The organism is Bradyrhizobium lablabi (assembly GCF_018131005.1).
Classification (GTDB): domain Bacteria; phylum Pseudomonadota; class Alphaproteobacteria; order Rhizobiales; family Xanthobacteraceae; genus Bradyrhizobium; species Bradyrhizobium lablabi_D.
On the sequence record NZ_JAFCJK010000008.1, the window covers coordinates 229,464 to 254,334 of the forward strand.

At 64.6% G+C, this 24,871-nt stretch carries 24 protein-coding genes; 14 read left to right on the forward strand and 10 right to left on the reverse strand.

Translation table 11 applies throughout. The features are described 5' to 3' along the window. Positions 1 to 41: 41 nt before the first annotated feature. The 6 genes from JQ553_RS24685 to JQ553_RS24710 all read right to left on the reverse strand — a co-directional run bounded on the left by JQ553_RS24685 (position 42) and on the right by JQ553_RS24710 (position 8,243). Complete coding sequence (locus JQ553_RS24685) at positions 42 to 2,822, reverse strand: PAS domain S-box protein (RefSeq protein ID WP_212502624.1); 2,781 nt, start codon at positions 2,820 to 2,822, stop codon at positions 42 to 44. Between the two features lie 307 nt (positions 2,823 to 3,129). Next, positions 3,130 to 4,248, reverse strand: a complete 1,119-nt coding sequence (locus tag JQ553_RS24690) for a branched-chain amino acid ABC transporter substrate-binding protein (RefSeq protein ID WP_212502625.1) — start codon at positions 4,246 to 4,248, stop codon at positions 3,130 to 3,132. Between the two features lie 162 nt (positions 4,249 to 4,410). Then, positions 4,411 to 5,160: an ABC transporter ATP-binding protein gene (locus tag JQ553_RS24695; protein ID WP_212502626.1), complete on the reverse strand. Its 750-nt coding sequence runs from the start codon at positions 5,158 to 5,160 to the stop codon at positions 4,411 to 4,413. Further along, complete coding sequence (locus JQ553_RS24700) at positions 5,157 to 5,990, reverse strand: ABC transporter ATP-binding protein (protein WP_212502627.1); 834 nt, start codon at positions 5,988 to 5,990, stop codon at positions 5,157 to 5,159. Before JQ553_RS24700 ends, JQ553_RS24695 begins: the two co-directional genes overlap by 4 nt. Beyond that, the gene (livM, locus tag JQ553_RS24705) at positions 5,987 to 7,312 is read right to left on the reverse strand and encodes a high-affinity branched-chain amino acid ABC transporter permease LivM (protein ID WP_212502628.1); all 1,326 of its coding nucleotides are present in this window, start codon (positions 7,310 to 7,312) and stop codon (positions 5,987 to 5,989) included. Before livM ends, JQ553_RS24700 begins: the two co-directional genes overlap by 4 nt. Before the next feature lie 13 nt (positions 7,313 to 7,325). Further along, positions 7,326 to 8,243: an ABC transporter permease subunit gene (locus tag JQ553_RS24710; RefSeq protein ID WP_212502629.1), complete on the reverse strand. Its 918-nt coding sequence runs from the start codon at positions 8,241 to 8,243 to the stop codon at positions 7,326 to 7,328. A gap of 537 nt (positions 8,244 to 8,780) precedes the next feature. On the opposite strand from JQ553_RS24710, the gene JQ553_RS24715 reads away from it, so the two are divergent. Then, positions 8,781 to 9,308, forward strand: coding sequence for a hypothetical protein (locus JQ553_RS24715; protein WP_212502630.1), 528 nt, complete (start codon positions 8,781 to 8,783; stop codon positions 9,306 to 9,308). Here JQ553_RS24715 and JQ553_RS24720 read toward each other — a convergent pair. The 3 genes from JQ553_RS24720 to JQ553_RS24730 form a co-directional block, all read right to left on the reverse strand. Continuing rightward, entirely contained in the window at positions 9,288 to 9,680 is a 393-nt protein-coding gene (locus JQ553_RS24720) for a carboxymuconolactone decarboxylase family protein (protein WP_212502631.1), read from the reverse strand. The genes JQ553_RS24715 and JQ553_RS24720 overlap by 21 nt on opposite strands. Positions 9,681 to 9,742: 62 nt before the next feature. Next, on the reverse strand, positions 9,743 to 10,525 hold the full coding sequence (pcaD, locus tag JQ553_RS24725) for a 3-oxoadipate enol-lactonase (protein ID WP_212502705.1): 783 nt from the start codon (positions 10,523 to 10,525) through the stop codon (positions 9,743 to 9,745). 117 nt (positions 10,526 to 10,642) lie between these two features. After that, positions 10,643 to 11,998 (reverse strand): 3-carboxy-cis,cis-muconate cycloisomerase, encoded by a 1,356-nt coding sequence (locus tag JQ553_RS24730; RefSeq protein ID WP_212502632.1) that lies wholly within the window; start codon positions 11,996 to 11,998, stop codon positions 10,643 to 10,645. A gap of 203 nt (positions 11,999 to 12,201) precedes the next feature. Here JQ553_RS24730 and JQ553_RS24735 point away from each other — a divergent pair, with 203 nt between their 5' ends. From JQ553_RS24735 to JQ553_RS24780, 10 genes are all read left to right on the forward strand, one after another. Next, the gene (locus tag JQ553_RS24735; protein ID WP_212502633.1) at positions 12,202 to 12,669 is read left to right on the forward strand and encodes a CoxG family protein; all 468 of its coding nucleotides are present in this window, start codon (positions 12,202 to 12,204) and stop codon (positions 12,667 to 12,669) included. A 131-nt stretch (positions 12,670 to 12,800) separates the two neighbouring features. Then, a complete protein-coding gene (locus tag JQ553_RS24740) occupies positions 12,801 to 13,286 on the forward strand; it encodes a (2Fe-2S)-binding protein (protein WP_212502634.1) in 486 nt (161 codons plus the stop codon). Between the two features lie 37 nt (positions 13,287 to 13,323). Beyond that, on the forward strand, positions 13,324 to 14,130 hold the full coding sequence (locus JQ553_RS24745) for a xanthine dehydrogenase family protein subunit M (RefSeq protein ID WP_212502635.1): 807 nt from the start codon (positions 13,324 to 13,326) through the stop codon (positions 14,128 to 14,130). A gap of 62 nt (positions 14,131 to 14,192) precedes the next feature. Further along, the gene (locus tag JQ553_RS24750; RefSeq protein WP_212502636.1) at positions 14,193 to 15,101 is read left to right on the forward strand and encodes a MoxR family ATPase; all 909 of its coding nucleotides are present in this window, start codon (positions 14,193 to 14,195) and stop codon (positions 15,099 to 15,101) included. A 28-nt stretch (positions 15,102 to 15,129) separates the two neighbouring features. Then, positions 15,130 to 16,332: a VWA domain-containing protein gene (locus JQ553_RS24755; RefSeq protein WP_212502637.1), complete on the forward strand. Its 1,203-nt coding sequence runs from the start codon at positions 15,130 to 15,132 to the stop codon at positions 16,330 to 16,332. 29 nt (positions 16,333 to 16,361) lie between these two features. Then, the gene (locus JQ553_RS24760) at positions 16,362 to 16,685 is read left to right on the forward strand and encodes an XdhC family protein (protein WP_212502638.1); all 324 of its coding nucleotides are present in this window, start codon (positions 16,362 to 16,364) and stop codon (positions 16,683 to 16,685) included. A 2-nt stretch (positions 16,686 to 16,687) separates the two neighbouring features. Continuing rightward, entirely contained in the window at positions 16,688 to 17,389 is a 702-nt protein-coding gene (locus JQ553_RS24765) for an XdhC family protein (protein ID WP_212502639.1), read from the forward strand. Continuing rightward, positions 17,386 to 18,990: an NTP transferase domain-containing protein gene (locus JQ553_RS24770; RefSeq protein ID WP_212502640.1), complete on the forward strand. Its 1,605-nt coding sequence runs from the start codon at positions 17,386 to 17,388 to the stop codon at positions 18,988 to 18,990. The genes JQ553_RS24765 and JQ553_RS24770 overlap by 4 nt, the downstream gene beginning before the upstream one ends. Positions 18,991 to 19,076: 86 nt before the next feature. Continuing rightward, a complete protein-coding gene (locus JQ553_RS24775) occupies positions 19,077 to 19,466 on the forward strand; it encodes a DUF4189 domain-containing protein (RefSeq protein ID WP_212502706.1) in 390 nt (129 codons plus the stop codon). A 167-nt stretch (positions 19,467 to 19,633) separates the two neighbouring features. Continuing rightward, positions 19,634 to 19,909 carry a hypothetical protein gene (locus JQ553_RS24780; RefSeq protein WP_212502641.1) on the forward strand — a complete coding sequence of 92 codons (276 nt, stop codon included), beginning with the start codon at positions 19,634 to 19,636 and terminating at the stop codon, positions 19,907 to 19,909. A 36-nt stretch (positions 19,910 to 19,945) separates the two neighbouring features. Here the strand turns inward: JQ553_RS24780 and JQ553_RS24785 are convergent, their stop codons facing one another. Further along, positions 19,946 to 20,923, reverse strand: a complete 978-nt coding sequence (locus tag JQ553_RS24785; RefSeq protein WP_212502642.1) for an NADPH:quinone oxidoreductase family protein — start codon at positions 20,921 to 20,923, stop codon at positions 19,946 to 19,948. Between the two features lie 281 nt (positions 20,924 to 21,204). Here JQ553_RS24785 and JQ553_RS24790 point away from each other — a divergent pair, with 281 nt between their 5' ends. The 3 genes from JQ553_RS24790 (at position 21,205) to JQ553_RS24800 (ending at position 24,850) form a co-directional block, all read left to right on the forward strand. Further along, on the forward strand, positions 21,205 to 21,978 hold the full coding sequence (locus JQ553_RS24790; RefSeq protein WP_212502643.1) for a motility protein A: 774 nt from the start codon (positions 21,205 to 21,207) through the stop codon (positions 21,976 to 21,978). A gap of 31 nt (positions 21,979 to 22,009) precedes the next feature. Continuing rightward, entirely contained in the window at positions 22,010 to 22,840 is an 831-nt protein-coding gene (locus tag JQ553_RS24795) for a flagellar motor protein MotB (protein ID WP_212502644.1), read from the forward strand. Positions 22,841 to 22,951: 111 nt separating this feature from the next. Next, the gene (locus tag JQ553_RS24800) at positions 22,952 to 24,850 is read left to right on the forward strand and encodes a potassium transporter Kup (RefSeq protein WP_212502645.1); all 1,899 of its coding nucleotides are present in this window, start codon (positions 22,952 to 22,954) and stop codon (positions 24,848 to 24,850) included. Positions 24,851 to 24,871: the final 21 nt, after the last annotated feature.

The window sequence follows — 24,871 nt, forward strand, 5'->3', positions numbered from 1 at the left end:
CTGCACTCGGTTCGTTCGGGTATAGCACCGCGACGGGTGCATCAACCGTCAAGCGCGATCCGCAGCATGCGCGCGAGCTCGGATTTGCGGTAAGGCTTTGCCAGCAGCAGAACGCCGGTATCGAGGCGGCCGTGATGCACGATGGCGTTTTCGGTGTATCCCGACGTGAACAGGACGTTCAGCGCCGGATTGCGCTTCAGCGCTTCATCGGCAAGCCGGCGGCCGTTCATTGCTCCCGGCATGATGACGTCAGTGAACAGAAGATCGATCGCCGGATTGGTGTCGATCACCTGCAGTGCTTCGGCGGCGTTGGCGGCCTCCAATGTCGCGTAGCCGAGGCTTCGGACCTGGGCCACCACGTAGTTCCGCACCAGCGCATCGTCCTCCACCACTAGCACGAGCTCCTCGCCGCCCTCGGCCTCCGCTGCCGCGCTTGCTTCGGCCAGGGTCTGGCCCGCGCCCGCTGCCCGCGGCAGGTAGATCTTGACCGAAGTGCCGTGGCCTTCCTCGCTGTAGATCTTGATGTGGCCGCCGGACTGCTTGACGAAGCCGAATACCATGCTGAGGCCGAGGCCGGTGCCCTTTCCGACCTCCTTGGTGGTGAAGAAGGGGTCGAACACCCTTTCCAGCAGGTTGGCGGGAATTCCGATGCCGCTGTCGCTCACGGCGATCATCACATAGTGGCCGACCGCGACCTCGCTGTTCATGTCCGCATAGCTTTCGTCGAGATAGACGTTGCGGGTTTCGAGCGAGAGCTTGCCGCCGTTTGGCATCGCGTCGCGTGCATTGAGCGCTAGGTTGAGGATCGCGGTGGTGAGTTGGCTGGGATCGACCAGCGCCGTCCATGCATCGTCCGCAAGCATCGGGGTGATCACGATATGCTCGCCGAGCGTCGGATGCAGCAGCTTGGCAGCCTCCAGCGCCAGCCGATTGACGTCGACCTCGGTCGGCTGCAGCGGCTGCTTGCGTGCGAACGCGAGCAGATGCTTGGTCAAATTGGCGCCGCGTTCAGCCGCCTCGTCGATCAGTCTCGCGACCGCGACGAGATCGGGCCTGTCGGCGACGGCTTCCTCGAGCAGGCCGATCGTGCCGGTGATCACGGTCAGGATGTTGTTGAAGTCGTGTGCCACGCCGCCAGTGAGCTGGCCGACCGCATCCATCTTCTGCACCTGGCGGAGTTCGGCCTCGGCGACCTGCTTCTCGGTCAGGTCGCGGCCGATGAAGAAGTGACGGCGCACCGGTTCCGACCAGGTTCCGGTCCAGTTCAGCGCCACCGGCTCGCCGCTCCTGGCGATGTAGCGTGTCTCGAAGTTGCGCTTGATCAGGCCGCGCCGCGCAGCCCGCATCTCGTTGCGGGTATTTTCGAGATCGTCAGGATGGATGAATTCCACCGCGGAATGCCCGATCATCTCGGCCGGATCGTATCCGAGGATCGTCTTCGCGCTCGGGCTCACCTGAATGAAATTGCCCTGCGTGTCCGTGATCAGGATCAGATCCTGCGAGGTGTCGAAGATGCGTCGGCGCTCCTCGATCTCCTGGTTGAGCGCCCTCTGCGCGCGCTTGCTTTCGGTGATATCGCGCGCGGTCTTGGACGCACCGACGATCTGCCCGGTCGCAGTGCGGATCGGGGACATGCTGAGCAATACGTCGACCTCGCGCCCGCTCCGGTGCAGCCGCACGGTTTCAAAGTGCTCGATCTTCTCGCCGCGCCCGACGCGGTCCAAAATGTCGCGGACCTCGGCGCGGCGTTCGGGGGCGATAATGATGTCGACGCTGTTGCCGACAGCCTCGGAGGCGGAGTAGCCGAACAATTGCTCGGCGGCCCGGTTCCAGGCGGTGATCGTGCCGCCGAGCTCCTGCGTGATGATGGCGTCGTTGGAATTTTCCACGACCGCGCTGAACAGCCGCTCGCGCTCGGCGCGTTGGTCGCGTTCGGTCGCGGCCTCGCGCCGGGCGAGGCCAAGCAGCCGCGACATCTCGGCCTGCAGCCCGAAATTGTCGATCAGCAGCACCGTCAGCACGAAGCTTGCGGCGCACAGCCCGTAGATGCGTCCAAGGTAGAAGCCGAGATCGAAGCGCCCCACGTTCAGCATGGCCGACATCGCGATATCGAACAGCCAGGCGCACAGTACGACCATCAGCCAGACATCGAGGACGGAATGCGGTCGCCGGATGAAGAGCACGGCGAGCGCGGCGAGGCATAAGCACCAGACCGTCGACACCACCCCGATCAAGGTTGAGGTATAGCGTTCGCCGCCCAAGAGCACGGGCAGCATATCGTGGTGTTCGGTGACCAGCCAGGCGAACCCAGCCAAGGCAGCGACGACCGCGGCGACGCAACCAATGATCGCGCCTGTGGTCGATCCCGCGACCTTGGGGCCGCCATCCTTGCCCTTCGACAGCGCATAGCCGAGCACGAGCAGCGGAAACACGCCGTGCCAGATCATGTAGAGCCAGACCGTCGTCTGCGGGCCTGCGCCGAGCAGTCCCGACGGCGCAAACAGGTCAGGGAAGGTCAGCGCGTGGGTCACCGCGGCGCCGGCCGTGAACAAATAGCCGCTTGCCAGCATGAGCAGGGCGCGCGAGCGCAGGATCGCGAACTGCGAGAACAGGAGAACGGCCGTGATGATGTCGTTGATCGCAAGCGCTGCTTGATAGCTCGCCACGAACGCCGGCACCGGCGTCAGCGGCGTGCCCGCGAATGGCACGGCGATCGCGAAGAGAACTGCCGAGATCGCAACAACCGTCACCGCCGCGGTGCGGTCGCCGCGCGACGCAGGCAGGGTGGAAAGAAAGATGCTGCGGTCGTTAGCCGTCGGCACTTATGGTCTCCCGGAAAGCCGGCGACGAAGCCGCCAAGAATGGCAATGGGCCGAGCGCGTACAATACCTCATCGGCGATGGCGGAACAGAGCGGCGTCGGCGCTGGGTTTCCTCCCGCGCTCGCCCGAGCTTGCAAGTTTGGCCCGCATGCAAAAGGCCGTTTCGGTCAAACGAACCGTTGCGCGCGATCGACATTGCGCGCGGACCGGTTCCGCGGAAGATCGCCGCAGGCGCGGCGGACCAAAAAAAACGCCCCGGCGAGCCGGAGCGTTTCTCGGATCCCAGATCAGAACCGATGCCCGAGGCGTCATGAGCCCTTCGGATTGATCTCGGTGTAGTTGCCCTTGTTGTCCCACTTGTAGACGACATAGTCGATCGCCTTGATGTCGCCCTTGGCGTCGAAGGCCATCTTGCCGAGCACCGTGTCCCATTCGCCGGCCTTGATCGTGTCCATCACCTTCTTGGCGTCGGTGGTGCCCGCCTTGGCGACGGCCTGAGACCATACCTGCATCGCGGCGTAGGTGTAGAGCGTGTAGCCTTCGGGGTCGATGTTCTTGGCCTTGAACTTCTCGACGATTGCCTTCGCGGTCGGCTTGTTGCGCGGGTCGGGGCCGAAGGTGAACAGCGTGCCTTCCGCGGCCGGGCCGGTGATGGAAGCGAACTCCTTGTCGTTCATGGCGTCGCCGGCCATCAGCACTGTCTGCAGGCCCTGGTCGCGCATCTGGCGCAGGATCAGGCCGGCTTCCTGATGGTAGCCGCCGACATAGACGAGATCGATATTGTCGCGCTTCAGCCGGGACACGATCGAGTTAAAGTCCTTGTCACCCTTGTTGTAGGATTCGAACATCTTCTCCTGGAAACCGGCCTTGTTCAGCGCCTTCTTGGTCTCGTCGGCAAGGCCTTTGCCGTAGGTGGTCTTGTCGTTCAGGATCGCGACGTTCTTGCCCTTGTAGTTCTTCATGATGAAGTCGGCGGCAACCAGTCCCTGCTGATCGTCGCGGCCGCAGACGCGCGCCACGTTCCAGAGCTTGCGCTCGGTGAATAGCGGATTGGTCGAGGCCGGGGTGATCTGCAGCACGTTGCCGTCCGCGTAGGCCTCGGACGCCGGGATCGACGACGACGAGCAGAAGTGGCCGGCGACGAACGGAATCTTCGAGCCCGCGATCTTCTCAGCCACCGAGCGCGCCTGCTTGGGATCGCAGGCGTCGTCGTTGGATTGGAGCGCGATCTTCTTGCCGAGGACGCCGCCGGCGGCGTTGAGGTCGGCGACCGCCTGCTCTGCGCCGTTCTTCATCTGCCGGCCGAAAGCGGATTCGGAGCCCGTCATCGGGCCCGCCACTGCGATGGTGATGTCTTGCGCGTATGCGCTCGCCGACAATGCGAACGAAGCGCCCATTGCCAGGCCGATGAGCTTCAGTGCTTTCATGACAAGTCCTCGTGGTCGTTGCCTCTTGGGGAATCACCCGGTGGGCCGGGCGAGATAACCGGCGCCATTGTCGGCTGATTTTGCGGCGAAGTCACCGGCAATTTTCAGGCAAATCGACGACCTGTCCGCAGCATGTTGCTGCGGGCTTCACGCGACCGGCGGCTAGCCGTGGCGGCCGCCTTCCAGATAGGCAGCACGGATCTCCGGGCGCTGCAGCAACTCGGCGCCGGTTCCAGCAAGCGTAATCAGGCCGTTGACCATCACGTAGCCGCGGTGCGCGAGCTTCAGCGCGTGGTTGGCGTTTTGCTCGACGATCAGCACGGTCAGGCCATCCCGCCGGTTCAGGGTGCGGATGGCGTCGAAGATCTGTCGCGCGATCAGCGGCGCAAGCCCGAGCGAGGGCTCGTCCAGCATCAGCAGTCGCGGCCGGCTCATCAGCGCGCGGCCGATCGCAAGCATCTGCTGCTCGCCGCCGGACAGCGTGCCGCCGCGCTGCGCAATGCGCTCCTTCAACCGCGGGAACAGGGTGAACACCCGCTCGAGTCCGGCGGCGCGTTCGGCTTCGTTGCAATCTGTCGCGTCCGCGCCCATTTGCAGGTTCTCCGCGACGCTCATTCGCGGAAAGATCCGCCGCCCTTCGGGCGACTGTGCAATCCGTAGCCGCGCGATCTCGTGCGTCGGAACGCCGGTGATGTCCTCCCCGTCGAATTCGATCCGGCCCGCGCGGGCGCGCGGCTTGCCGAAGATCGTCATCATCAGCGTCGACTTGCCGGCGCCGTTGGCGCCGATGAGCGCCACGATCTCGCCGGCATTGATCTCGACGTCGACGCCCTTCAGCGCCTCGATCTTGCCGTAAGCCGCGCGCAGTCTGCGGATTGCGAGCAGGGGAGGTGCTGCCGGTGATGCGCTCACGGGCTGCTCTCCATCACGGCGATGGCTTCCTCCTCGTCGGCGCCGAGATAGGCGGCAATCACCTTTGGATCGTCACGCACCACCTGCGGCGGGCCTTCGGCAATCTTGACGCCATAGTCCATGACAACGACGTGGTCGGATATCTCCATCACGACCGACATGTCGTGCTCGATCAGGAGGATCGAGGTGCCCTGTTCGGCGCGGATCGAAAGCAGCAATTCGTTGAGCGCGCCGCTCTCGCGCGCATTCAGGCCGGCGGCCGGCTCGTCGAGGCAGAGCAGCGCCGGCTCAGTGCACATCGCGCGTGCGATTTCGAGACGCCGCTGGTCGCCATAGGGCAGGTTGCCCGCGGCGTCATCCGCGCGGGCAAGCAGATCGATACGTTCGAGCCAGATCCGTGCCAGATCGATCGCGCGCTGCTCGGCATGGTGCCATGACGGCGCGCCGATCAGCCCGAGAAAGGTCAGCCCGGAGGCGCGCATCAGCGCGTTGTGCTGGGCGACCATGAGGTTCTCGAGCGCGGTCATGCCGGGAAACAGGCGGATATTCTGGAAGGTGCGCGCGACCTTCGCCTGTTTGGAGATACGGAAATCGTTGAGGCGCTCGAGGGCGATCGTGCGGCCGTCGTCGTGAGAGAGGCGGATGGTGCCGCCGCTCGGCCGATAGAAGCCGGTGATGCAGTTGAAGACCGTGGTCTTGCCGGCGCCGTTGGGCCCGATCAACGCGGTGATCTTTCGCCGTTCGGCCACGAAGGAGAGATCGTTGACGGCGACGATGCCGCCAAAGCGCATCATCAGATGATCGACGGCGAGGATATGGTCGTCGCTCATCCGTGGCCCTCCTTGACGAGGTCGGACGAGATCGCCTGGTTGCGCTCCAGGAACACGGTTGGCGAGCGGTGGCCGATCAGCCCGCGCGGCCGCCAGATCATCAGCAGCACCATCGCGACGCCGAACACCAGCATCCGGTACTGGTCGAAGCCTCGAAACAGTTCGAAGCCGCCGATCATGGTCAGCGCCGCGAGGGCTACGCCAAGCTGCGAGCCCATGCCGCCGAGCACGACGATCGCGAGCACCAGCGCCGATTCCTGGAAGGTGAAGGATTCCGGGCTGATGAAACCCTGCCGCGTCGCGAAGAACGCGCCGGCGAAGCCGCCGAACATTGCTCCGGTCGCAAACGCCGTCAGCTTGGTCGTGGTGGTGTTGATGCCGAGCGCGCGGCAGGCGACCTCGTCCTCGCGCAACGCCTCCCACGCGCGGCCGATCGGCAGCCGCCGCAACCGGATCGTCACCCAGTTGGTGAGCAGCGCCAGCGCGAGGATCACGTAGAACAGGAAGACGACGCGGTGGGTCGGCGAGAACTCGATGCCGAGCCGCGCAGCAAGTCCGTCATCGCCCGCCGTCAGCGGGATGCCGAACAGGGTCGGGCGAGGGATGCCGGACACGCCGTTGGGGCCGCCGGTCAGACTCTGCCAGTTGATGATGACGAGACGGATGATCTCGCCGAAGGCAAGGGTGACGATGGCGAGATAGTCGCCACGCAGCCGCAGCACCGGAAACCCGAGCAGGATGCCCCAGAACGCAGCCAAGATGCCCGCAAGCGGCAGGCAGACCCAGAACGACAGTCCGAAATTGGTCGCGAGCAGCGCGTAGGAATAGGCGCCGACCGCGTAAAAGGCGACGTAGCCGAGGTCGAGCAGGCCGGCGAGGCCGACCACGACGTTCAGCCCCCATCCGAGCATCACATAGGTGAGGACCAGGATCGCGAGGTCGAGAATGTAGCGCTGGTCGTAGAAAATCACGGGGACGAGGAACGTGAAGACCAGAAGCGCCGGCGCGAGCCAGCGCCCGACGAAGGCAAACGCGGCCTGCACCGGCTTGGGCACGACCCGGTCCTTGTCGACCGGTCCCCACCACTGCCGCAGCAACTCGATGACGATGCTGCCGCCGAACACGGCGGCGACCATGGCGGCGAGTTCGCCGAACCTGGTCCAGTAGATCAGGCCGCCCTGAGGCCCGGCCTCGGTGCGCACGCCGATCATCAGCGAGAACAGCACCAGCGCGACCAGCGCGCTGATCGAGGCTTTCTTCAAGATGGAGGCGCTGCCCAAGGGTTGCGCGGCGTGCGAGGGGCGGGCTTTTGTTGCGCTCACTTCATGCCGCCCGTCAGACTTTTTCGACTTCGGGCCGGCCGAGCAGGCCGGTCGGCATGAAGATCAGCACGACGATCAGAATGGAGAACGCGGCGACGTCCTTGTACTCGACCGAGAAATAGGCCGACCAGAAGGTCTCGATCAGGCCGATCGCAAGCCCGCCGAGCACCGCGCCGGGCAGCGAGCCGATGCCGCCGAGCACGGCTGCGGTGAAGGCCTTGATGCCTGCGACAAAGCCCATGAAGAAATCCACCTGCCCGTAATAGAGCAGGTACATCATGCCGGCGACGGCGGCGAGCGCAGCACCCGTCACGAACGTCATCGAGATCGTGCGGTCGACGTCGACGCCAAGCAGCGCGGCCATGGTCTGGTCCTGCTCGCAGGCGCGCATATCGCGTCCGAGCCGCGTGCGCGACACCAGCCAGGTAAACAGGGTCAGCAGCACGATCGTGACCAGCACGACGATGATCTGCATATTGGAGATCTGCACGTTGAAGCCGCTCGCGCCTTCATGCAGCGTGTAGCCGCCGGTGATGATCGGCGGTACCGGCTTCACCCGCGCGCCTTGCGCGATCTGCGAGAAGTTGGTCAGCACAAAGGACATGCCGATCGCCGACAGCATCGGTGCGAGACGGAACGAATGCCGCAACGGACGGTACGCAATCCGTTCGACGGTCCAGCCGTAGAGCGCCGTAATCGCCATCGAGACCAGAAGCACGACCAACAGGATGAATGGGATCGCCGTCAGGCCCAGGGATACCAGCACCAGGAACGAAATCAGCGCGATGAAGCCGCCGATCATGAAAATGTCGCCATGGGCGAAATTGATCATGCCGACGATGCCATAGACCATCGTGTAGCCGATGGCGATCAGGCCGTAGATGGAGCCGAGCACCAGGCCGTTGATCAATTGCTGGGCGAAATAGTCCATGCACCGCTGCTATTCGAGGAGTGACGCGGCGAGGGCCCCCGGCAGCCTTGTCCGACGCGTCGTGCCATTTTCTAACAGCGGAACACCGGGGGCGGCAACAGCGCGGACCCCCACGAAAAGGGCTTGTACATAACTAGTTTGGCGGATGGGGTTCCGCGGTCACAGTGACGACAAGGCTTTGCCTTGCAATGACCATGACGAAACTGCCGTTTCGTCGCAACCGGGCCGTTGCCGCTGCGTTGTCCCCGGCTTCCAGGCAAAAAGGAAGATTACCGAATGAGCGGCCGGAACCAGAGCTCGGGCCAGCCGAGCCGTGAGGGCAGAACCCCAGGGGCGCAGTTCGGAAAACGGGAGCAAGAGCAATTGAAGGGTTCCGCCGGAAGACGGGACCCATTCTTTTTGAGCGGAATCCGCTGCCCCCCCCAAGGGGATTAAGGTAAACAAACGGTTTAAATTGCCCCCCGCAGTTTAAGGGCGTTACGTGGCTTGCAAACCGCCGCCTGCCTGAAGGGCTGCGGAAACAAATGGGAAGCGGCGATGTCGAGCACGTGGTCAAGCTCTTGGCGGATCAGTTCAATTAACGGCGCGCTGCTGGCCGCCTATTTCATCCCGCTCTGGACGCTGATCGCCTTCAACATCATGGTGTCGCCGATCCACGGGCTCTACGAGCGGCCGAGCGTGTCGATCGCGCTGTTTGCGACCGACCATTTGCAGCTTGCCAAACTGGCCACGGTCCGGCTCGCCTGGCTGCTGGCACTGGCGCGAATGACCGTGGTGGCCTTCTTCGTGATCTTCCTCGCCACGTTGGTCCGCCCGTCGCTCCGCAAGAGCGGAGCGTGCGACGAAGCCCTCGGCATGGCGCTCGCTCTCGGCAGCGTGCTCAGCTTTGTCAGCATGCTCACGGCCTCGAAGGTTGGCGAAACGGAAGCGCTCCGCCTGCATGCGGCCGAGCTATTGATGCTGATCGGTACCGCGATCGTGTTGCTGGTCGAGAAGCCGGCAAAGCCCGCCGCCGAAGCTCCCGCGAGCGTGGCGGCCGCCGAGCTATCGCTGCAGCAGCCCTAGCTCAGCGATAATCGCGCCCGCTTCCTTGACGGCGTGATTGGCCGCCGGCACGCCGCAATAGATCGCCTGTTGCAGCAGGATTTCCTTGATGTCTTCCGGCGTGAAGCCGCCTTCGGCCAGCGCTGCGCGCACATGCAGGCGGAATTCATCCCACTGGCCGAGCGCGACCATCGTGCCGATGACAAGCACGCGCCGCGTGCGATGATCGAAATGCGGCCGCGTCCAGATGTCGCCCCACGCATAGCGCGTGATCAGGTCCTGGAAGTCGGTGTTGAACGCGTTGCGGTTCTTGATCGACTTGTCGACCCATTCATCGCCCAGCACCTTGCGGCGCTGAACCATTCCGTCGTCGCGGCGCTGATTGTCATCCATTTGATGTTTCCTCTTGTCATTGCGAGGAGCGAGCGACGAAGCAATCCAAACCTTCGCTCGCGCTAGCGTTGCGTCAGGAAGCCGACCACGGCCTCGGTGAAGGCATGCGACTGCTCGACATTGGAGATGTGCGCCGCATCGAGCAGCGTCATGCTCGCACCGGGAATGCCGCTGCGGATCAGTTCCGCCGCCGATACCGGCGTTGCCATGTCCTGTCGCCCGGCGATCACCAGCGTCGGGCTCTTGATTCTGGGCAGCAGCGCGCGCTGGTCGAGCGTTGATAGCGCCTCGCAGCAGGCGATGTAGCCTCGAACCGGCGAGGCCAGCAGCATTGTCTTCATGTTGGCGGTGAGGTGCGGCTCGCGCTCCCGGAAATCCGCGGTCAGCCAGCCAGACAGGACCACGTCCGCGACCGCGGCCATGCCGCCGTCCTTGACCGCCTGGATGCGCTCGAGCCAGCGCGCCGGATCGGGATAATAGCAGGAGGTGTTGGCGAGGATCAGCTTGCCGAACCGCTCGGGTGCGTTGGCACCGAGCCATTGCCCGACCATGCCTCCCATCGAGAGACCGCACCAGTGCACTTTCTCAATGTTGAGGTCGTCGAGGATCGCCAGCACGTCGCGGCCGAACCGCTTCATCGAGTAGGGACCGGGCGGCACGCCCGACTTGCCGTGGCCGCGGCGGTCGTAGCGGATGACGCGAAATAGCTGCGTCAGCGCCCGCATCTGCGGCTCCCACATCTGCAAGGTGCAGCCGAGCGAATTCGACAGCATCAGCGTCGGAGCGCCGTCGCGGCCCTCCACCGAGACGTTGAGCAGGCACCCGTCGGCGTCGATCATTGGCATCTTGCGCTCCTCGTCATGCGCGGCCGAAAGCGCGAAGCGCGTCTTCCGCATCTGACCCGCGCATCCATCTATCGAAGAGGATGGATTGCCGGGTCAAGCCCGGCGATGACATCTACGCTACTTTTCGTTCAGCGAAGCGAGCAGGCGGTCGATCAGGACTTGCGAGGCGCCCTGATAGGTCATTGGGTCGAACAAGGCCGCAATTCTGTCCGCGCCAAGCCGGGAGGCGATCATTGGATCTGCCGACAGCACGTCGCGCAAATGCTTCTTCTCCGCGACGGCTTTCTTGCTCGCTGCCTCGATCAGATGATGCGCCTCGCTCTTGCCGATCGTCTCGGCGAGCGTCATCGCCACTCTTTCCGCCATGATCAGCCCACCGGTGGCCTCGAGATTGGCGCGCATGCGGGCCTTATCGACTTCGAGCCCTTCGGCCAAATCGACGATGGCGGCGAGTGCACCCGAAGTGACCAGCATCAGGGTCGGCAGCGTCGGCCATTCCGCGTGCCAGGGGCCGGCGCTGCGCTCATGATCGTGCACCTGCGCAGCCAGAATCGTGGCGGTGAGGTTGGGCGCCATGGTCGCAGCCGCGAGTGCGCCGGCAGCGGCAACCGGATTGCGCTTGTGCGGCATGGTGGATGAGCCGCCGCGGCCTTCGCCCGCGGGTTCGAAGGCTTCCCCGACGTCGGTCTGCATCATCAGCGAGACATCGCGCGCGATCTTGCCGCAGGTGCCAGCGACGATGGCGAACACCGAAGCCGCCTCCGCAATGCGGTCGCGGTGGCTGTGCCAGGGTGCGTCGGGCAGCGGCAAATTCAGGTCGCGCGCGAGCTGCTCGGAGACTGTCAACCCTTTGTCGCCGAGCGCGGCAAGCGTCCCGACCGCGCCGCCGAATTGCAGCGCCAGCGTCTCGCTCCGCAGGCGCCGCAGGCGCTTGCGGGAGCGGTGCAGGGCCGCCGCATATTCGGCGAGCTTCAAGCCGAACGGCATCGGCAGCGCGTGCTGCAGCCAGGTGCGCCCTACGGCCGCGGTGTCGCGATGCTGCCGCGCCAGCCCGGCAAAGCCGGCGACGGCGCGATCGATGTCGGCGAGCAATGCATCAATGCCGGCGCGAAGGGTGAGCATCGTCGCTGTGTCGATGACGTCCTGGCTGGTCGCGCCCCAATGCACATAACGCGCGGCCTCGCTGTCCGCCTTCGCGACGTTGGCGGTCAGCGCCTTGACGAGGGGCATCGCGAGATTGCCGGCGCGCGTCGCGGCCTCCGCCAGCGCGATCCGGTCGATCGATTCGGCCTTGCAGGCGGCCTCGATCGGCTGTGCTGCCTTCGCCGGGATCACGCCGCAGGCAGCCTCCGCGCGGGCCAGCGCGGCCTCGAATTCCAGCATGTTTTGCAGATAGGCGGCATCGTCGCACACCGCGCGCATCGCGGAGCTCGACAGCATCGGCGCAAGCAGGGGAGAAAGAGCCGTACTCATGTCGCGCGACATAACCATTCTGCAAGCGCCCTGCCAATGCCTGCCGACCGGTTTTTCAACCGCCGCACGGATTGTGCGGTGTTGTGAACGGGGGCGGTCTTGCTGCGCTGCGAATATGCATCGCTCATCCCTCCCGGCGACCCTTTCCTTTGCGCGCGGGCTGCTTTACTGGGGAAGGTTACAGCGATCGGGAGGCATCTCACATGGCCATGACGATGAACGGCGAAGTCCAGCTCGCGGCGCCGCGCCAGGACGTGTGGGATAAGCTCAACAATCCCGAGGTGCTGAAGGCGTGTATTCCCGGCTGCGAGGAGCTGGAAAAGACCGACGAATATGGCTTCCGGGCCGTCGCCAAGATGAAGGTCGGGCCGGTCTCCGCACGTTTCAAGGGCAAGGTCACGCTGAGCGATCTCGATCCGCCGAACGGCTACAAGATCTCGGGCGAGGGCGAGGGCGGCGTGGCCGGCTTCGCCAAGGGCGGCGCCACCGTCGCGCTCGCCGACAAGGATGGCGGCACGCTGTTGAGCTACAATGTCGAGGCCCAGATCGGCGGCAAGCTCGCCCAGCTCGGCCAGCGCCTGATCAACGGCACCGCCAAGAAACTTGCCGATGAATTCTTCGCGAATTTCGCCAAGGCGGTGCAGGGACAGCCCGACCAACAGCCGGGTTAGTCATGTCTGGCCATGCCTGGACGAGTGGCTCGGAAGGTTGCTCATTGCTGGGCCGGCTCATATTATGTCGTCGATGATGGTTTTAAACGCCTGTTCTGCCGATATGCGGTGGCGCAGATAAGAGAGTGCTGATGGCCAAGATTTCAATGATCGTGAACGGCAACCCCGTGAACGCCAACGTCGATCCCCGTACCCTTCTGGTCCAATTTTTGCGCGAAAACCTGCGGCTGACCGGTACGCATGTCGGCTGCGACACGTCGCAGTGCGGCGCTTGCGTCGTGCACCTGGATGGCAAGGCGGTGAAATCCTGCACCACGCTCGCGGTGATGGCCGATGGACACGAGGTCAAGACCATCGAAGGGCTGGCCGCCGACGGCGCGCCGCTGCATCCAATGCAGGAGGCGTTCCGCGAGCATCACGGCCTGCAGTGCGGCTTCTGCACCCCCGGCATGATCATGACCGCTGTCGACATGGTCCATCGCAAGGGCCACGATCTCTCCGACGAGGTCATCCGCGAAGAGCTCGAAGGCAATCTGTGCCGTTGCACAGGCTACCAGAACATCGTCGCTTCGATCGCCGCCGGCGCCAAGGCGATGGCGAAGTCGGACCTCGCGTAATCCGCATTCATCGCGACCAGCGATCGGGACATTTCCAATGTACGAATTCAAATACCATCGTCCGGCGACCGTGCGGCAGGCTGCCAACCTTCTGGTAAAGAACGAGGATGCCAAGCTGATCGCCGGCGGTCACACGCTCGTGCCCGTCATGAAGCAGCGGCTGGCGAGCCCGCCGCATCTGGTCGACCTCTCCCACGTCGAAGGTCTCGACACGATCGAGATGAAGGGCCGTTCGCTCGTGATCGGCGCCACCGCGCGGCATGCCGATGTCGCAAGTTCGGCGATCGTCGGCGAGGCGATCCCAGCGCTCGCTGAACTGGCCGGTCTGATCGGCGACCCCGCCGTCCGCCATCGCGGCACGATCGGCGGCTCGCTCGCCAACAACGACCCGACTGCGGACTACCCGGCCGCGGTGCTGGCGCTCGGTGCGACCATCGTCACCAACAAGCGACGGCTGAAGGCCGAGGAATATTTCCAGGGCTTGTTCTCGACCGCGCTGGAAGTGGACGAGATCATTACCAAGGTGATGTTCCCGCTGCCGAAGAAGGCGGCCTATGTGAAATTCCGCAACCAGGCCTCGCGTTACGCGTTGGTAGGTGTGTTCGTGGCCAGGCGTCCGTCCGACGTGCGCGTCGCGGTGACGGGCGCAGGTTCGGATGGCGTGTTCCGTGTCGCGGCGTTCGAGGAGGCGCTGAAGAAGCGTTTCTCGCACAAGGTGCTCGAGGGCATGAGCGTACCGGCCGAAGGCCTCAACAGCGACCTGCACGGCAGCGCCGAGTACCGCGCGCATCTGATCGGCGTCCTGGCGCGCAGGGCGGTGGAAGCCGCGGCCGCCAAGGGCTAAATTCCGAGTCGTAAGCTGCAAAGCGTGATTTTGCCAAAACCTGCTCGAAGACTGGCGGTCCCATGAGTGCATCGGCGCTACCCACTTCCGTCGATGCGCTGCTGGAGTTGCTGACGTCGCGCGGCTACCTCGCCGAGCGGTCGCTCGCGACCGTGACCTATCTCGCGCTGCGCATGGGCCGTCCGTTGTTCCTGGAGGGCGAGGCCGGCGTCGGCAAGACCGAGATTGCGAAGGTGCTGTCGGCGGCGCTCGGGCGAAAGCTGATCCGCCTGCAATGCTATGAAGGGCTCGACGTTGCTTCGGCCGTCTATGAATGGAGCAGCGCCGCGCAGATGATCGCGATCCGCCTCGCGGAAGCGGCCGGCGATGCCGATCGCGACCAGCTTGCGAGCGACATCTTCGCCGAGCGCTTCCTGATCAAGCGACCGCTATTGCAGGCGCTGGAGCCCGATGTGGCGGGCGCGCCGGTGCTCCTGATCGACGAACTCGACCGCGCCGACGAGGCGTTCGAGGCGTACCTGCTCGAGATCCTCAGCGACTTCCAGGTGACCATTCCCGAACTCGGCACGGTGAAGGCACCGGCGCCGCCGATCGTGATCATCACCTCCAACCGCACCCGCGAGATCCACGACGCGCTGAAGCGTCGCTGTCTCTATCACTGGGTGGATTATCCCTCCGCCGAGCGTGAGCTTGCGATCGTCAAGTCGCGCGTGCCGAACATTTCGGCAAAGCTGTCGCAGCAGGTCGTCCGTTTCGTGCAGGCGTTGCGCAACCAGGATTTCTACAAGTCGCCGGGCGTCGCAGAGACCATCGACTGGGCGACCGCGCTTTCCGAGCTCGACGCGCGTTCGCTGACGCCGCAGGTGGTCGGCGACACGCTGGGCGCGCTGTTGAAGTACCAGGATGATATTGCGCGCATGCAGGGCGACGCGCTGCAGAAGACCTTGAAGGAAGCGACGAGCGACAACTGACGGCGTCCGCCGCAAACCGAGTGGTTCGATGGCGATCAATCATCTTGCGCCTCCGACCGGCCACATGGCCGACAACGTCATCGGCTTTGCCCGCGCGCTGCGGGCGGCCGGGCTCCCGGTCGGCCCGGGCTCGGTGATCGACGCGCTCAATGCGCTGCAACTGATCGAGGTCGGCAATCGCGGTGATTTCTACACCACGCTCGAATCGATCTTCGTCAAGCGCCACGAACATGCGCTGATCTTCCGCCAGGCCTTCGAGCTGTTCTTCCGCGCCGCAGAGGAATGGAAGAGCATGCTGGATTCGGTGCCGCTGCCGGATCATGCGAGGAAGAAGCCGCCACCGGCCTCGCGCCGCGTCCAGGAGGCAATGTCGCAGCCCGCCATGCAGGAGGAGCGGCCGCAGGCCCAGGAGCAGGAGCTCAAGCTCTCGGTCTCCGACAAGGAAATCCTGCAGAGGAAGGACTTCGCGCAGATGACGGCGGCTGAAATCGCCGAGGTCACCCGCGAGATCGCCCTCATGAAGCTGCCGCAGGCCGAGTTGCAAACCCGCCGCTACCAGCCCGACCCGCGAGGCTTGAGGCTCGACATGCGCCGCACAGTGCGCAACTCCTTGCGCACCGGCGGCGAGATCATCGATATCCGCAAGCTCGGCCGTATCGAAAGGCCCGCGCCGATCGTGGCGCTGCTCGATATCTCCGGCTCGATGAGCGAATACACCCGCCTGTTCCTGCACTTTCTCCACGCCATCACCGATGCCCGCAAGCGCGTCTCGGTGTTCCTGTTCGGTACCCGCCTGACCAATGTGACGCGCGCACTGCGGCAGCGCGATCCGGACGAGGCGCTGGCGCATTGCTCGTCCTCGGTCGAGGACTGGGCTGGCGGTACAAGGATCGCCACCTCCCTGCATACCTTCAACCAGCTTTGGGCACGCCGCGTGCTGGGGCAGGGGGCGATCGTGCTTCTGATCTCCGACGGGCTCGAGCGCGAGGCCGATGCAAAACTCGCCTTCGAGATGGATCGGCTGCACCGCTCCTGCCGCCGCCTGATCTGGCTCAATCCGCTGCTGCGCTACAGCGGTTTCGAGGCCAAGGCGCAGGGCATCAAAATGATGCTGCCGCACGTTGACGAATTTCGCCCGGTGCATAATTTGACGTCAATCAAGGGGTTGATCGAGGCGCTGTCGTCCCCGCCGCCGGCACACCACCGCAGCCTGATCCGCTCTGTAGCTTAAGCATGATCCGAAAAAGGTAGGAGGCCAACATGCTGAACCGCGACGAAGACATTCTTCAGGCGGCCGAGACCTGGCAGAAGCAGGGCCATGGAGTCGCGCTCGCCACCGTGGTCGAGACCTGGGGCTCGGCTCCGCGGCCGGCCGGCTCGAGCCTCGTGATCAACGACGACGGCACGTTTCTGGGTTCGGTCTCGGGCGGCTGCGTCGAGGGCGCCGTCGTCACCGAGGCGCTCGACGTGATCGCCAATGGCCACCCCAAAATGCTGGAATTCGGCGTCGCCGACGAGACCGCATGGAACGTCGGTCTCTCCTGCGGCGGCACCATCCGCGTCTTCGTCGAGAAGGTCGGCTAGCCGTGAAGCTTGAAACCCTGAGAGAGCTGAACGCCGAGCGCGCCGCGCGCCGCCCGGTGATCATCGTCACCGACACCTCCAACGGCGAGCAGCGGCTGGTGAAGGCCAAGGACATCCCGTCCGATCCGTTGCGCGCCGAGATCGCAACGCAATTGCGGATGGGCAAGAGCGCGAACGTCGAGGTCGGCGGCAAGAAATTGTTTCTCAACGTCTACGCGCCGACCGCCAAGCTCGTGATCATCGGCGCGGTCCATATCAGCCAGGCTCTGGCGCCGATCGCGCGCGCGCTCGACTACGATGTGACAGTGGTGGATCCGCGCACGGCCTTTGCGAGCCCGGAGCGCTTTCCCGACGTGCCGCTGATTGCGGAATGGCCCGACGTGGCGTTGCCGCCGCTCAACGTCGATCACTACACTGCGTTCGTCGCGGTCACCCACGACCCCAAGATCGACGATCCGGCGCTGCTGCATGCCTTCGAGCGCGACTGCTTCTATGTCGGCGCGCTCGGCTCACGGAAGACGCATGCCAAACGCGCCGATCGGCTGCGGGCGCTGGGCGCCAAGGAAGTCGATATTGCGCGCATTCACGCGCCGATTGGTCTGCCGATCGGCGCAGTGTCACCGTCGGAGATCGCCGTTGCGATCATGGCCGAGATCACGGCTCAACTGCGCTTGCCCCCCAAAGAGAAAGAACAAGCGGCATGAAGTTCGGTCCCGCCAGTCTGGCCGACGCGATTGGCGGCGTCACCGTACATACGCTCCGCCGGGGTTCGCTGGTGCTCAAGAAGGGCACCACGATCGGCCCCAGCGAGGTCGATGCTTTGACCAGTGCGGGGGTCAAGGAAATCGTCGTTGTGCGGCTGGAGGAGGGTGACGTCTCCGAGGACGTCGCGGCCGCCAGCATCGCGCAAGCCGTCGCCGGCGACGGTGTCAATGTCGAGCGCGCCTTTACCGGCCGCGCCAATCTGTTCGCCGCGCGCCCCGGGGTGTTGGTGGTCGATCGCGCCGCGGTCGATCGCATCAACGGCGTCGATGAGGCCATCACGTTTGCGACGCTCCCGGCGTTCAAGCCGGTGGTCGAGGGCGAGATGATCGCGACCGTCAAGCTGATCCCGTTCGGCGTCGAGGCGAGGCTGCGGGACGCAGCCGTCGCCGTTGCCGGCACCGATACGCTGCGCATTGCGCCATACATGATCAAGAAGATTGGCGTGGTCTCGACGCTGTTGCCAGGACTGTCGCCGAAGGTGATCGACAAGACGCTGCGCGTGACTGCCGAACGGCTGGCGCCGGCAGATGCGGCCATCATCGCCGAGCGCCGTGTGCCGCATGAGGAGAGGGCGCTTGCCGCGGCGATCAAGGAACTGCTCGGCCTTGGCGCAGAACTCGTCATCGTGTTCGGGGCGTCCGCGATCGCCGACCGGCGCGACGTGATTCCGGCCGCGATCGAGGGGATCGGCGGCGCGATCGAGCATTTCGGCATGCCGGTCGATCCCGGCAATCTGCTTCTGATCGGTAGCGCCGCCGGTGTGCCAGTGCTGGGCGCGCCGGGCTGCGCGCGCTCGCCGGTGGAGAACGGCTTCGACTGGGTGCTGATGCGTCTGCTCGCCGGCATCGAGGTGACGCGCGCCGATCTCACCGGCATGGGCGTCGGCGGCCTGTTGATGGAGATCGTGACGCGGCCGCAGCCGCGTGCGGTCCCCGACACTGAAGGCAACCGCAACGTCGCGGCGATCGTGCTCGCCGCCGGGCGCTCGACCCGGATGGGCGGCCCCAACAAGCTGCTTGCCGAGCTCGACGGCAAGAAGCTGGTGCGGATCGCCGCCGAGCAGGCGCTGGCTTCGAAGGTCTCGGAAGTGATCGTGGTCACCGGACATCAGGCGGAGCTGGTCGAGCAGGCCCTGACCGGCCTCAAGGTCAAATTCGCGCGCAATCCGGATTTCGCGGGCGGGCTTGCAAGCTCGGTGAAGGCAGGTATCTCGGCCGTTTCGGACAACGCCGATGGCGCGATCGTTTGCCTCGGCGATATGCCCTTGATCGATGCGCAGTTGATCGACCGCCTGATCGACAATTTCGCGCCCGACCGCGGCCATCTGATCGCGGTACCGGTGAACGAGGGCCGGCGCGGCAATCCGGTGCTGTGGTCGCGGCGTTTCTTCAAGGAACTCATGACGCTCGACGGCGATATCGGCGCACGTCACCTGATCGCGAAGCACGCCGAAGCGGTCGCGGAAGTCCCGGTCGAAGGCGACGGTGCGTTCCTCGACATCGACACGCCGCAGGGGCTGGAGGCCGCGCGGCGGGGGTAGTTCGCAGTTGTCGCCGGCTCCTATTCACCAACTGGAAACGTCCCCCGGATAGATTCGCCGCCCTGCTCTGGGGGATTTCCGTCTTGATCGTTTCGACCGTCGCCGCGCAACGTCGCGCGCTGTTCAAACTTGCCGTCACGCTGTTGCTTGGCGCTTCGCTTTTCACTACCGAGACTTGGGCGGCCGGCGCGTTTGCGATCGGCAAATGTGGGGCTTACGGCCAGGCCTACGACTATCCGGCGGAGGCTGCGGCGCGCGCCGCGGCGCTCAAGCAGTGCAAGGGGGACTGCACCGCCGTCTCGATGAAGCGCGCTTGCGCCGCCTTGTCGGTCGACATCACCAATCCCTGCGGCCCCCACGGCTACGCCGTGACGCCGACGATCGCGAGCTCGCTCAACGCCGCTACCCGCAAGTGCTATGAATATGGCGGCAAGGAATGTGTGATCCGCGCCTGGGCCTGCGACGCCAAGGGGTAGCGGCGGGGGACGCGCGCCGAAGCTCCAGATTCCTGTTTTGGCGCGTTTTCTTCACGCCGACCGAAGTCCACTTCGCTCGAAAGCGCTGTGGCGATCCCAGACAAAGTCCGTGTTTCTGCTGTATAGTTCAACAGAGGAGCGGACACCGGTTCTTTAGGGGCTAAATCATGCGCAAGACACTTGGCTTATTGTCCTTGGCCATTGCTGTTGTTCTATTCGGTCCACAGACGAGCGTGCGGCCTGCCGCGGCCCAGACGCCGCAGAGCGTGCTGTCTGCTCAGATTCGCTTGCAAGGCTTTACCTGCGACAAGGCGCTCGGCGCGACACGGGACAAGAAGCGCTCCCGGCCGGACTATGCCGTGTGGGTGCTCAGATGCAGCAATGCGACATACAGGGTCTCGCGCCCACCGGACATGGCGGCAAAGGTCGAAGTGCTCCCGTGAGCTAAAGCGCGATGATCATCCTCATCTCGTCGCGCGCTAGCCGATCCTTACGACCATCTTGCCTAGCGCGGCGCGCGTCTGCATGGTCTTGAACGCCTCGCGGAAATCCGCGAGGGCGAACACCTTGCCGACGACGGGCGTCAGATTCCCGCCGTTCAGCCATGCCGACAATTGCGCCATCACGCGCGCCTGCGCCAGCGGCTCGCGGCGCGCGATCTGGGCGACGTCGACGCCGATCAGGAGGCCGCCCTTCAGCAGCGGCAGGTTGAACGGCAGCGCCGGGATGCTGCCTGAGGCAAAGCCCACGACGAGATGCCGTCCGTTCCATGCGATCGAACGGAACGCCTGTACCGAGATCTCGCCGCCGACCGGATCGAAGATCACGTCGGCGCCGTGGCCGCCGGTCAATTCCTTCAGGGTGTCGCGCCAGTCCGATCTGGAGTAGTCGATCACGGCGTCGGCGCCGAAGCTCGCGGCGAATTTGCGCTTGTCCTCGGTCGAGGCCGCGGCGATGACGCGCGCGCCGAGCAGCTTGCCGACCTGGATCGCAGCAATGCCGGTGCCGCCGGCCGCTCCAAGCACAAGCAACTGTTCGCCGGCGCGGAGCGAGCCGCGTTCGCTGAGCGCGTAGAGCGCGGTCAGATAGTTGGTGCGGAAGGCGGCGCCGGCTTCCGGCTGCAATCCGTCAGGCATGATCTCGACAGCGTCCGGCGGAACGACGATGTATTCCGCGAGCGCGCCCGAGCGCGCTGCGCCCATCACCCGCATGCCCGGCGCGAAGCCCTGGACGTCAGGGGCAACTTCGTCGATCACGCCGGCAAATTCCGCGCCGGGCGTAAAGGGCAGGGGATCCCGGGTCTGGTAGCGCCCCTCGACTTTCAGCCCATCGACAAAGCCGACGCTCGCGGCCTGCACCCGGATGCGGAGCTGGCCCGGCGTCACCACGGGGACAGCGATGTCCTTCAACCCGATCTGATCGATGGGCGCGTATTGCTCGACGATGACCGCCTTCATCCGTCCTCCTCTCTCTCCACTGCCTCGTTCCTTCGCAAGGGACAGGCTATCCCACGTCCGTCGTTCTACGGGCAGTCCTTTGCGCATGCGAGAGCAGCGCATTGCGAGGAAACCGAGCAGCTTCAACCACATCGCGCAAAGGAGTGCGTTTACCTGTTGTTATCCCTACCGAATTCGGTAACGCGTCCTTAATCGCATTAACGTTAGGGTCGTGCCGCGGTCCGCCTTGGATCGCGGCCCGTCCAGGACAGGCGGGTGTCGCGTTCGCGTTGGAGTTTTCCATGGATATCATGACAGGCGCCGGGCTGTTGGCTGGCATCATCGTCATTTCGGTGATGATGATCATGGGCGGCGACCTGCATATGTTCATCTCCGAACACGCCATGATCATCATCTTCGGCGGTTCGATCGCGGCGACCATGATCCGTTTTCCGCTCGGCGTGATGCTGCACGGGCTGCCGCTAGGCGCCAAATTTGCCTTCACGATGAGCCGGCTGTCGGCCCGCGACCTCGTCGAGGAACTGGCCCGCATCGCCGAGATCGCCCGCAAGCAGGGGCCGGTGGGCCTTGAAAAGGTCGAAGCAACTGATCCCTTCCTCGCCAAGGGGATCCGTTACGTCGCCGACGGTTACGACCTCGAATTCATCCGCGACAATCTCGAACGCGACCGCGACAACTTCCTGATGCACCTCGACGAGGGCAGCAAGATCTACCGCGCGATCGGCGATTGCGCCCCGGCCTTCGGCATGATCGGCACGCTGATCGGCATGGTGCAGATGTTCGCCAACATGACCGATCCCTCCAAGCTCGGCCCCTTCATGGCGACCGCGCTGCTCGCAACCCTGTACGGTGCGCTGGTCGCGAACCTGTTCTGCCTGCCGATCGCAGACAAGCTGCATGGCAAGCTGCTCGACGAGGAGACCAACCGCACGCTGATCATCGACGGCATTCTGATGATCCGCGACTCCAAGAGCCCGGCGCTGGTGCGCGAAATGCTGCTCGCCTATCTGCCGGAGAAGCATCGCCAGGAGGAAGGCGAGCCGGTCCCGGCCTGACGACCGGCCGGTGCGTTTGGGGCTTTGAGCGATGGCCAAGAAAAAGCGTGGCAGCGCCCATACCGGAGGTCACGGCTGGTTCGTGACCTTCGCCGACCTGATGGGCCTGATGATGAGCTTCTTCGTGATGCTCGTCGCCTTCTCCACCATGGACAACAACAAGCTGAAGATCGTCGCAGGTTCGATGCGCGACGCGTTCGGCGTGCAGACCAACGTTCGCTATTCCGGCATCGTCGAGTCCGACGGCCTGCCGACGCGGCCGAAGCTGAAGAATGTCGAGCACATCTCGCCGGAGGAATCCTCCGCCAATCCGACGCCGGACCAGCAGGAGCGCAGCCAAATCAACGGTGCGCGGCTGAAGATCGACCGCGAATTCGCGCTCGCCTCGGCCTCGCTGCGCCAGGCGCTGCAGGACATGCCGGAGCTGACGGAGCTGTCCAAGCACATCATGTTCGAGGAAACCAAGGAAGGGCTCAACCTCGAGATCGTCGACCAGGACGGCCGCTCGATGTTCGCCGACGGCTCCAGGGAGCCATATGAACGCACCCGGCGGCTGATCCAGAAGCTCGCCGCGCCGCTCAAGGCGACGCCGCTGCGCGTGTCGATCGTGGGACATACCGCCGCAGGCTTCGTGCCGGCGCGCAGCGACTACGGCGCTTTCGATCTGTCGGCTGACCGTGCCAATGCGGTGAGGCAGATCCTGGAGCGGGAAGGGCTGCCGCCATCTCACATCTTCGCGGTGTCGGGTAAGGCCGATGGTCAGCCCCTGTTTCCCGACGATCCGACGCTGCCGGCCAACCGTCGCGTGACGATTACATTGATGCGCGAAAATCCGCCGCTGCCGCCCGATCTCAAGCCGTAAGTTCAATTACCATACTACCATTGCGGTAGCCGTGTTGCTCGGTTGACAGCCAGCGCGGAAGCGTCGATAGCCGCGCGGATCAATTCACCCGGCAGAGCGTTCCAACCTGTCATGGCTGTCAGCGTCTCATCCACCGAAGCCCAGGAGGGGCAGCTCAGCTCCGGCTTTTGGGCGCTAACGCTCGGCAGCATCGGCGTTGTGTTCGGCGACATCGGAACTTCGCCACTCTACGCGTTCCGCGAGGCTGTGGGCGGCGCTGCGCATGGCCAGCCGGTCACGCGCATCATGGTGCTCGGCGTGCTCAGCCTGATTCTCTGGTCGCTCTTCGTCGTCGTCACCGCGAAATACGTCCTGCTGCTGCTGCGCGCCGACAATAATGGCGAGGGCGGCACACTCTCGCTGATGGCGCTCGGCCAGCGCGCAATCGGACGCCGTAGCTGGCCGCTGCTGGCGCTCGGCGTGCTCGGCGCCTCGATGTTCATCGGCGATTCCATGATCACGCCGGCGATCTCGGTGCTGTCGGCCGTCGAAGGCCTCAAGCTCGCCACGCCGCATCTCGAACATTATGTCGTGCCGGTGACGATCCTGATCCTCGTCGTGCTGTTCTCGGTGCAGAGGGGTGGCACGGCGCGCGTAGCCTCGGCCTTTGGACCGGTCATGGTGGTGTGGTTCGCCTCGCTGGCGGTGATGGGGATCGTCCATATCACGGACGATCCGTCGGTGCTGGCGGCGATCAATCCATACTACGCGATCGAGTTCATGCTGACCCACGGCACGATCGGCCTGGTGACGCTGGGCGCGGTGTTCCTCGCGGTGACTGGTGGCGAGGCGCTGTATGCGGATCTCGGGCATTTCGGACGCAAGCCGATCCAATCCGCCTGGGTGTTCTTCGTGCTGCCGGCGCTGCTCCTGAACTATTTCGGCCAGGGCGCGCTGGTGCTGTCCGATCCGTCCGCGATCGAGAACTCGTTCTACCGCATGGTGCCGGAGGTGCTGCTGCTGCCTCTGGTGGTGCTTGCGACCGTGGCAACCGTGATCGCAAGCCAGGCCGTCATTACCGGCGCCTATTCGCTGATCAGTCAGGCAGTGCAACTCGGCCTCCTGCCGCGCTTCGAGGTCCGCTATACGTCCGAGACCCACGCCGGCCAGATCTATCTGCCACGCGTCAATCGTCTGCTGTTGATCGGGGTGGTCCTGCTGGTGCTGATGTTCCGCACGTCGAGCGGATTGGCATCCGCCTACGGCATCGCGGTGTCGACGACCATGGTCGCCGACGGCATCATGGGCTTCATCGTAATCTGGAAGTTGTGGAACTGGCGCGCCGCGAGCGCCGCAGCGCTGATCCTGCCCTTCGTCGTAGTCGACATGACATTCTTCAGCGCCAACCTCTTGAAGTTGCTCGAGGGCGCGTGGGTGCCGCTGCTGTTCGGCGCGACAGTGGCGATCATGATCTGGACCTGGCGGCGCGGTGCGGCGATCCTCGTCGCCAAGACCCGCCGCATCGAGGTCCCGCTCCTCGAACTGATCAAGAGCCTGGAAAAGCGGCCGCCGCACATTGTCAAGGGCACCGCGGTGTTCCTCACCAGCGACCCGAGTTTCGTGCCGACCGCGCTGTTGCACAATCTCAAGCACAACAAGGTGCTGCACGAGCATAATGTCATCTTGACCATCGAGACCGCGCCGACACCGCGGGTCGATCTCGCCGAGCGCGTCCAGATGGAGCGCATCAGCAACCAGTTCTCTGCCGTCCGGCTGCGCTTCGGCTACATGGAGTCCCCCAACGTGCCAAAGGCGCTTGCGGTCGCGCGCAAGCTCGGCTGGCAGTTCGACATCATGGCGACGTCGTTTTTCGTGTCGCGCCGTTCGCTGAAGCCATCGGCGCAGTCCGGCATGCCGCAATGGCAGGACCATCTCTTCATCGCGATGAGCCGGTCCGCCAACGATGCCACGGACTATTTCCAGATCCCGACCGGTCGGGTCGTCGAAGTGGGAACCCAGGTAACTATCTGATCTGAGAACGAAATTCAAAAT

Bases quoted from the DNA above. Each gene is read 5' to 3' on its own strand.
- JQ553_RS24690 (WP_212502625.1), bottom strand. From the start codon at position 4,248: ATGAAAGCACTGAAGCTCATCGGCCTGGCAATGGGCGCTTCGTTCGCA.
- JQ553_RS24700 (WP_212502627.1), bottom strand. From the start codon at position 5,990: ATGAGCGACGACCATATCCTCGCCGTCGATCATCTGATGATGCGCTTT.
- JQ553_RS24710 (WP_212502629.1), bottom strand. From the start codon at position 8,243: ATGGACTATTTCGCCCAGCAATTGATCAACGGCCTGGTGCTCGGCTCC.
- JQ553_RS24715 (WP_212502630.1), top strand. From the start codon at position 8,781: ATGTCGAGCACGTGGTCAAGCTCTTGGCGGATCAGTTCAATTAACGGC.
- JQ553_RS24720 (WP_212502631.1), bottom strand. From the start codon at position 9,680: ATGGATGACAATCAGCGCCGCGACGACGGAATGGTTCAGCGCCGCAAG.
- pcaD (WP_212502705.1), bottom strand. From the start codon at position 10,525: ATGCCAATGATCGACGCCGACGGGTGCCTGCTCAACGTCTCGGTGGAG.
- JQ553_RS24730 (WP_212502632.1), bottom strand. From the start codon at position 11,998: ATGAGTACGGCTCTTTCTCCCCTGCTTGCGCCGATGCTGTCGAGCTCC.
- JQ553_RS24735 (WP_212502633.1), top strand. From the start codon at position 12,202: ATGGCCATGACGATGAACGGCGAAGTCCAGCTCGCGGCGCCGCGCCAG.
- JQ553_RS24740 (WP_212502634.1), top strand. From the start codon at position 12,801: ATGGCCAAGATTTCAATGATCGTGAACGGCAACCCCGTGAACGCCAAC.
- JQ553_RS24745 (WP_212502635.1), top strand. From the start codon at position 13,324: ATGTACGAATTCAAATACCATCGTCCGGCGACCGTGCGGCAGGCTGCC.
- JQ553_RS24750 (WP_212502636.1), top strand. From the start codon at position 14,193: ATGAGTGCATCGGCGCTACCCACTTCCGTCGATGCGCTGCTGGAGTTG.
- JQ553_RS24755 (WP_212502637.1), top strand. From the start codon at position 15,130: ATGGCGATCAATCATCTTGCGCCTCCGACCGGCCACATGGCCGACAAC.
- JQ553_RS24760 (WP_212502638.1), top strand. From the start codon at position 16,362: ATGCTGAACCGCGACGAAGACATTCTTCAGGCGGCCGAGACCTGGCAG.
- JQ553_RS24770 (WP_212502640.1), top strand. From the start codon at position 17,386: ATGAAGTTCGGTCCCGCCAGTCTGGCCGACGCGATTGGCGGCGTCACC.
- JQ553_RS24780 (WP_212502641.1), top strand. From the start codon at position 19,634: ATGCGCAAGACACTTGGCTTATTGTCCTTGGCCATTGCTGTTGTTCTA.
- JQ553_RS24785 (WP_212502642.1), bottom strand. From the start codon at position 20,923: ATGAAGGCGGTCATCGTCGAGCAATACGCGCCCATCGATCAGATCGGG.
- JQ553_RS24790 (WP_212502643.1), top strand. From the start codon at position 21,205: ATGGATATCATGACAGGCGCCGGGCTGTTGGCTGGCATCATCGTCATT.
- JQ553_RS24795 (WP_212502644.1), top strand. From the start codon at position 22,010: ATGGCCAAGAAAAAGCGTGGCAGCGCCCATACCGGAGGTCACGGCTGG.
- JQ553_RS24800 (WP_212502645.1), top strand. From the start codon at position 22,952: ATGGCTGTCAGCGTCTCATCCACCGAAGCCCAGGAGGGGCAGCTCAGC.